Origin of the sequence: Mycoplasmopsis mucosicanis, assembly GCF_006546935.1 — a bacterium.
GTDB classification, from domain to species: domain Bacteria; phylum Bacillota_I; class Bacilli_A; order Mycoplasmatales; family Metamycoplasmataceae; genus Mycoplasmopsis; species Mycoplasmopsis mucosicanis.
In genome coordinates this window covers 1-7917 of the sequence record NZ_SMDN01000022.1, presented here as the reverse complement: position 1 = coordinate 7917, position 7917 = coordinate 1, and the positions used below count along the sequence as shown (strand labels likewise).

Below are 7917 nucleotides of genomic sequence, written 5' to 3'. Positions count from 1 at the left end.
AGCATTTAGCAAACCATATGAAAGTTCAATATTTGCAAAAATATTATTTGCTGGAAAAGAAGAAAATATTGCACAGGTTTCAAGAGATAATGATAAGTTTACTATAAAACTTCAAAAATCTGTATCTGAGAAGATAAAAGAATTTTTAGAAATCAAAAAATTTGATAAATTGGAAAAATATCTAAAAGGCTTACAAGACTTAAAAATAACAAGTTCTGAGATTTCGCTAACTATTGATAGTAAAACAAAACAAGTTAAGTCATATTCATATATAGTAGAAACAGAGTTAAAGGTTTCTAAATTACCTGCTGCTCACCCTAAACTCTCATACAAATTAACATTTACAACTCCTGATTCAGAAATCAAATTACCTGAAATTGCTCAACAAACCTCTAACTAAAAGCCAATAGGCTTTTTTTCTTTGCTCTAGCAAGTAATTCTGTGCGGTCATATTATTTAAGACATTTAATAAGTATTAATTAGTATAATTAATTTGCATTGCAAAATTTTAATAAATTAATCATTTTATAGGAGAAAAATGCAAGCAGCAATTTTTGTTTTTGGTATTATTTCGGCCAGTTTAATGGTCATATTACCAATTCCACAATTAATAACAACGCTAAAAACAAAGAATATTTCCAATGTTTCTTACCCTGCGTTCTTTATATATTTCATTGGTGGTTCAATCTTTGTAGCTGTTATGACTTTACTAAAAAAAGACATTCCAATAAATGTTGATAAAGATCCAATAATAAATATTATTGGAAACACTCTTTTTGTTGGAATAATGGCCTTGACAATAAGTTCATTTATGTTGTTTGATAAAAGAATTAATTTTGTTACAAAATTAATTGTCATAACAATAGTATCAGCAATTTTTATTGGTTTATTAACCTGATGAATTGTTGAATATTCATTGAAAAGAGAAGGTTATTTTGAACAAAAAAGTCCTCTTTTAACAACACTAATAATTATTGGAAACTCATGTACAGCACTACCATTCATTGCTCAAATAGTTAAAACTATCAAAAATAGATCAGCTGAAGGTGTATCCTTTATATTATTAATATGTGGATTATTAATTAACATATCTCTAGGAATTTATTTTGTATTATTATTGGATAAATTCTCTCCAATGTGATTTGTAACTTTATTGTTCCAAACTGTAGGGGCTATTGTATATATTGTTCAAATCTGCATTTGCTTAATGTTTAAGTATAAACACAAACAAATGAGTAAGTAGGAAGTGTGAAGCAGCAAACACTTATAAATGTGTTTAAAAACACAAAAACGCACTTTTTATTCAATAAAACTCAATAAAATTTATGTTTTTGTCTAAAACACACATAAAAATTAGAAACAAAAAAATGAATGATTTCAATATTGAAATTATTCATTTTTTTTGATATAATTACATAGCAATTTGAGCTAGGAGTGTAGTTCAATGGTAGAACAACGGGCTTCAACCCCGTGTGTTATGGGTTCGAGTCCTGTCACTCCTGCCATTTTTTTATACCTTTTTTCTAGGTTTGATTAATATATCAACATATAAATATATTGAATATATTGCTATTGCTAGATATGATAACGATATAAATGTTTTAATTGCATTGTATAAAAGTGGTTGATTTTTAAGTAAAAATCAGAGAATAAGCTGAATTATGAATAAAACAAAGATTGAAAATGGAGCGATTGTAAATCAAATTTTGTGCTTGTTGAATTGAGGCATATTTACAAGTTCAAAGATTGTAAAGAAGCAAAAAATCATAAATAAGCAAATTAGAGCAAAAATAGTTGAATATATTAATGTGCCATATAATCAAAAAATAGGTTGAGATATGCTTTGTGCAAAAGCTCCAACAAATCCAAAGAAGGAAAACAAAGCAATCGATATTAGTCAAATTATCTGAATAATACTAAAAACTTTTAGAGGTTTATTGGTTTTCATAACTTACCTCCATATTTTTAATTAATTCTCACATAAGTATTTCTCTAATATCTATTGAATTTTGTGTGTTTTCGAAGCAAAAAGCATTGATAAAATTGAAATTTTTTAAGCTTTGTATTTCTTTAAGATAGTGCTTATTTTCAAAGTTATGCAGTTCTTGCTCGCTGCTAAACAAACGTTTTAAACCACGTATATTTTTCTCATCAGCAGTTGATGATTCGGTGTAAAGAGTTTCTATTTTTTCTTTGTTTTCAACGATTTTATTGATATTTTTGTGTAATTTTACTACTAGTGGTTCATTAAGTATTTTTTGTAGTGATATTTCAAAGAACGATTTAAGTTCATCAATAAAGCCAATCTTGTCTACTTTTTGAGATAAAAATGCTATAAATTCATCTACTTCTTCAAAATCATCAAACAATTTAGAGTTTAATGCATATGAAACAAACATATTAGAAACACTCAATGTCATAAAATATTTTAATGATTTCTTTGAACATCATAAATTGAATTTACTCAATAAAAATGCAAGGTCGATTAAATTATTATTTAGTTTTGCTTCAATATTTTTGCCTTGTTTGTGCAGTTGATAAAGCGTTAAAAGTTGATGCAATTTCATCGCTAACATCCAGTGCTTGTTTGGAACATTAAAGCCCTCATCATCTCTACGGATTACTGATGCTACATACTTTTGCGGAATTAATTTTGACTTTAATATTTCTATAGAAAGATTAGATTTGTGACCTTTTAAACTTCACTCATCTTCATAGTCTATTTCTATTTCTAATTTTTTTACATCAAATTGTTCTAATGTAGATTTTAACGCAATAAAATCAATATCATTTGGCTCTCTATAAAAGTCTTTATACTTAAATGCTATAGCTTTACTGCCTTGAAGGACGAGATTTTTGGAAGAGCTTAAATTTCTAATAATATTGAGTTCTTTAGTATCAATTTGATTGACTTTTTTAGAAAGAGCGACTATTCAATCAAAACAAAATATTGTGAATGCCTTAATTTTTGCCCATCTCAATGCTCTAAAGAAATTGTGTTTAAATAATTTATTGATCATTATGTTTGCAACTGAGTTTAAACATCACATAACAAGGATTGTTAATGTTACTCACAAGAAAGTAATGATAATTTCGTTATCTCTTTGAGTCCTAATTTGTTTCTGTATTGCAAATGAGCCTGGCTCAATTGTTTCACCAATTATTGCCACAATATTTATGATTGCTAAAAACATCGATAATACAAATGTAAAGAAATTAACGCCTACTTTTGGTTTCAAAAGCTTGTTTTTAACAAATTCTATTTTTTCTTTTAATATCATGAATTACCCCAAGCAGACTGTCTTTCTTCATCTAACAATCGATTTAATGCTAATTCTCTTAAACCTTTTGCCCTTTCCAATAAACTACTTGCATTAGATCTTGAAATAAACAAAGTAAGGAAATTTGTTCATTTATAATCAATACTTTCTAATGCACTTTTTGCTGTTGATAGAGCATCTATTAATAAATCTATATCACGTGTTCCGACAATACCACTTAGTCTAGAAAATATTGTTATAACAAACTCATTATAATATTCGAATGGTTTGTTATCTTGCTTGAGTTTGGACAATAATGTGGTAACTATAAATGCACCTTGTGCAGCAGCTTCAAGATGTTGATTAGGTCCCCCGGCTGTTGCATCAACTAGATTTCCGACAGCATCTGATAAACCACCCATAAATTCTCAAAGTCAGTTATTGTCTCTTAGAAAATCTGTCACATCTTTTCCTACAGCCTTTACACCTTTATGTAAATACAAAAAGGCCTCAACTTGAATAGCAAAATCAATTTCTAATGACCTTCATTCAGCTTCAGTAATAAATGAATTAAGTTTAGTATCTTTTTCGTGTTTGTAAAACGATCTTTCTCTGATACCTTCTAATTTTCTCATTACTGAGTTTTTAAAGTTAGCAATCTTAATATCACGAATTTTTCTTGATTCTAGATGCCTCACTCTATTTTCTGTAGTTTGTTGAACTACTTTGTTTACGTTTACGTTTGTAATTAACATATAACCTCCAATTTTTTTTGTTATACATTCATATTACAATATGAAAACAATCACACATTTTTTTATGTTGAAAAAACAATAAAAACAAGCAAAATGTGAAAAAATGTGAAAAATACAGACTTAAATAGATTAAAATGTATTTTTTTGGTCAACTAGAGTGTTTCATAAAAGCAAAAGTAAATAAAAAATACAGAGCAAATATAAATAAACTCTGTACTTTATTATTTGATTTTAATTTTGTCCATTGTCTCAACAAATTTATCAATAATTACTTTATCGAGCTCAAAGATAACAATGGCTAATGCTTCAGGGCCAGTATGTATTGCAATAACAGGTGGAATTATATCAACAACAGGATTAACATTGAATTCTTGCACAACTTTATTGATAAATTCACTTTTTTCATTCTCTAAAGCCATAGAGTGCAAAACCATTGCCAAAGGCTCTTTTCCCTCTTTTAAAGGAAGTATTTCTTTTTTCTTTTCTACTGATTTTAGAGTAGTTTTGGTAAAACTGCGACCTACACCTTCTTTTTTTAATTGTCCTTGTTCAAAGCAAATCATAGGCACAATTTTAAATAGTTTTGCTACTGCAGCAGCCGCTGGATGTAAGCGACCTCCCTTAACCAAATAGTCATTGTATTTAGGAATCAAAGTAACAGTATTTCTAAATCATCCATTTTCTAATTGCTCAACATACTCATCAAATTTTGAAGGATCAATACTCATTTGATATTGGAATCAAACTAAATCCAATAATATAATTTGCACAACTTGAATTGATTGAACTACTCTTACATTTTCATATTCTTGTGCGATTGTTGTCAATGCAGAACATGTTCCTGAAAGATGTTTAGAGATTGGATAAACCAAAACTTTATCATATTCGCTACTTAACTCTTCAAGTAAATCGTTGGCTTGCCCCATATTAACTGCAGATGTCTTGCCAAATGATTTTTTATCATAGAAATCAAATAAATTTGATCCATTAACATCAATTCCATCTCTATATTCTTTGTTATTTATTGTTATGTGAAGTGGTAGATAAAAATAACCTAATTTTTCTGCTTGTTCTTGTGTTAGGCCACAAGATGAATCGACTACAATTGCATATTTCATAATGTTTTAATTATAAAGTAATTTAGATATCTTAATATTAATATTTTATGACTTTACTTATAATATGCAGCGACCTAAGACAGTTAAAAATTTAACATAAAAAATTAAAAAAAATTGTCCAAAAAAAATAAATGAATAAAAATATTTCCGTACGTGTGTAAATATTTGCATATTAAAATTGCTAAAAATAGCAAAAAACGTATTTATTTGTTTGTTTTTTGCATTTATTTGCTTTTTTCCACGTATAAACATAAAAATATTTTTTGCGTTGTGTTATCTTTGTATAATTAAATCGTATAAAAATACATTTATATTACGAAAGGAAACGCATACGTATATGAAATACAAATTCATCGAAGCGGGCAAAGTAATGAGTTGCCCAGAAACAATGATTCGTTTCTTAGACATTAATGGTGATCTAATCGACAAATCATTCCAACCAACAGCGTCAAAAGAACAACTTAAAGATATGTACAAACACATGCTAAGAGCTCGTTCATGAGACAACTATGCTTTAACTTTACAAAAAACTGGACGTTTAGGTACATTTGCTCCTGGTTTAGGAGAAGAAGCTCACCTAGTTGCTCTTGGTTATGTAATGAAAAAACAAGACTGATTTGTTCCTCACTACCGTGTATTAGGAGCTTTACTAGCTCGTGGAGAATCAATGGAAACAGTATATCTATACTGAAGAGGTTCAGAATACGGTTCAAAATTTGAAAATAACATTATTCCAATGCAAGTATATATTGCTTCACAAATTTCTCAAGGTGCAGGTGTTGCTAAAGCACTTCAAATGCAAGGAAATGGCGGTGTAGCATTTACAATTATTGGTAATGGTGGTACAAACGAAGGTGAATTCCACGAAGGTCTTAACTGAGCATCACTATTCAACTTACCACTTGTAGTTGTAGTTGCAAACAACAGATGAGCTATCTCAGTTCCAGAACACAATAGCTACAAAGTTAAAACTCTTTCACAAAGAGCTGCATCATACGACATTCCTTCACTTCGTGTTGATGGAAACGACTTATTAGCAGCTTACGAAGCACTTCATGAAGCATCAGAATGAGCACGTGAAGGTAAAGGTCCTGTTCTTATTGAAATGGTTACATGACGTCAAGGTCAACACACCACTTCAGATGACCCTCGTGTATACCGTACAAGAGAAGAAGAAATTGAACACGAAAAATGAGAACCATTCCACCGTATTGAAAAATACCTATTTGAAAATGGTATTTCATCAGAAGCTGAAAAAGAACAAATTGTTGCCCAAGCTACAGAAGAAGCTAAAGTAGCTTACGAAAAATCTACAGAAACCCTTGCAGCCGGAACATACGACGAAACCTACAACTACACCTACGAAGTCTTGCCTGAAGAACTTGTTGAACAACGAGAAGCAAACAGAAGATTCGAATAATTCATTTTAAATAATAAGGAGATATATTATGGAATTAATTAAAGTAAATAACATAGCAGCCATCACTAACGCTTTAGACGTTATGATGGAAAAAGACAAAAACATTATTGTTTATGGTGAAGACGTTGGATTTGAAGGTGGTGTTTTCCGTGCAACACAAGGTTTACAAAAAAAATATGGTGTAGAAAGAGTATATGACTCACCTATTGCAGAATCAGCAATCGTTGGTACAGCAATTGGTTCAGCAGTGGTAGGACTTAGACCAGTTGTTGAAATTCAATTCTCAGGTTTCGCATTTTACGGTTTAGGACAATTATTTGGTAACGCAGCTCGTTTAAGAAACAGATCACGTGGTAAATTAAATGTACCTATGGTACTTAGAATGCCTTGTGGTGGTGGAGTTAAAGCTCTTGAACACCACTCAGAAGCTGTTGAAGCATTATTCGCTCACATTCCAGGGCTAAAAGTAGTTATGCCATCTACTCCATATGACACAAAAGGTCTTTTAATCGCATCAATCGAAGATAATGACCCTGTTGTATTCCTAGAACACAAACATGACTACCGTGCATTCAAACAAGAAATTCCAGCAGGATACTACAGCATTCCTCTAGGTAAAGCAGATGTTAAAGTTGAAGGTTCAGACTTAACATTAGTTACATACGGACACATGGTTCACGAATGTCTTGCAGTTATTAAACAATTAGCTGACGAAGGTAAAGAATACTCAATCGAACTTGTTGACTTAAGAACCATCAAACCTCTTGACACTGAAACAATCGTTCAATCTGTTAAAAAAACAGGACGTCTATTGGTTGTATCTGAAGCTGTTAAATCAGGTTCAATTGCTGCTGAAATCATTACACGTGTAAATGAAAAAGCATTCGATGACTTAAAATCAGTACCTGTTCGTCTAAACGCACCAGACGTTACAGTTCCACTTCCAGCATTGGAAGGCAAATTCATGATTACAAAACAAAAAATTGCTACTGTAATCAAAGAAATCTTAGGATAATTAAGATTTTAAACAGGCCACTGGCCTGTTTTTTATTATCAAAATGCACAAAAAAACAACCTTGCGGTTGTTTAAGATTGGACGCTTATTTTAAGCATTTGTTTTAGCATTTTGTTCGTTAACAAATTTATCTAGACGAGATGATTTTCTAGCACCTTTGTTTGGGTGGAAAACACCTTTTTGCACTGCAGTAGCAATAATTGAATGTGCTTTTTGTACCAATTCCTGCGTTTCTGAGTTGCGATAATTAATCGCTCACTTATTCGACTATTAAGTACTACGTACTTAATTTTTTTTAACTTTTTATATACAATTATATACAATTTGATATAATTTAGTTATGAAGAAT

General features: G+C 30.2%; 8 protein-coding genes, 1 tRNA gene and 1 pseudogene. 6 read left to right on the top strand and 4 right to left on the bottom strand.

Going from position 1 to position 7917, the window contains the following annotated elements:
• From E1I18_RS03740 to E1I18_RS03515, 4 genes are all read left to right on the top strand, one after another.
• Positions 1 to 400: hypothetical protein (locus tag E1I18_RS03740; RefSeq protein ID WP_170218545.1), on the top strand; the 400-nt coding region annotated here is incomplete at its 5' end.
• Between the two features lie 138 nt (positions 401 to 538).
• Entirely contained in the window at positions 539 to 1243 is a 705-nt protein-coding gene (locus E1I18_RS03525; protein ID WP_141484211.1) for a PQ-loop repeat-containing protein, read from the top strand.
• Positions 1244 to 1430: 187 nt separating this feature from the next.
• Positions 1431 to 1505, top strand: a tRNA-Trp gene (locus E1I18_RS03520).
• 24 nt (positions 1506 to 1529) lie between these two features.
• A complete protein-coding gene (locus E1I18_RS03515) occupies positions 1530 to 1973 on the top strand; it encodes a hypothetical protein (protein WP_141484210.1) in 444 nt (147 codons plus the stop codon).
• Here the strand turns inward: E1I18_RS03515 and E1I18_RS03510 are convergent.
• From E1I18_RS03510 to E1I18_RS03500, 3 genes are all read right to left on the bottom strand, one after another.
• Positions 1935 to 3281: an MAG4530 family protein gene (locus E1I18_RS03510; protein WP_141484209.1), complete on the bottom strand. Its 1347-nt coding sequence runs from the start codon at positions 3279 to 3281 to the stop codon at positions 1935 to 1937. The two genes, E1I18_RS03515 and E1I18_RS03510, sit on opposite strands and share 39 nt — an antisense overlap.
• The gene (locus E1I18_RS03505) at positions 3272 to 4015 is read right to left on the bottom strand and encodes a hypothetical protein (RefSeq protein ID WP_141484208.1); all 744 of its coding nucleotides are present in this window, start codon (positions 4013 to 4015) and stop codon (positions 3272 to 3274) included. Before E1I18_RS03505 ends, E1I18_RS03510 begins: the two co-directional genes overlap by 10 nt.
• A 221-nt stretch (positions 4016 to 4236) precedes the next feature.
• Entirely contained in the window at positions 4237 to 5133 is an 897-nt protein-coding gene (locus E1I18_RS03500; RefSeq protein ID WP_141484207.1) for a DegV family protein, read from the bottom strand.
• A 337-nt stretch (positions 5134 to 5470) separates the two neighbouring features.
• On the opposite strand from E1I18_RS03500, the gene E1I18_RS03495 reads away from it, so the two are divergent.
• A complete protein-coding gene (locus E1I18_RS03495) occupies positions 5471 to 6553 on the top strand; it encodes a thiamine pyrophosphate-dependent enzyme (protein WP_141484206.1) in 1083 nt (360 codons plus the stop codon).
• A 28-nt stretch (positions 6554 to 6581) separates the two neighbouring features.
• Entirely contained in the window at positions 6582 to 7568 is a 987-nt protein-coding gene (locus E1I18_RS03490; RefSeq protein WP_141484205.1) for an alpha-ketoacid dehydrogenase subunit beta, read from the top strand.
• Positions 7569 to 7658: 90 nt separating this feature from the next.
• Here E1I18_RS03490 and rpsT read toward each other — a convergent pair.
• A pseudogene (rpsT, locus tag E1I18_RS03485) lies at positions 7659 to 7799 on the bottom strand (30S ribosomal protein S20); the annotation flags it as partial.
• Between the last annotated feature and the right edge of the window lie 118 nt (positions 7800 to 7917).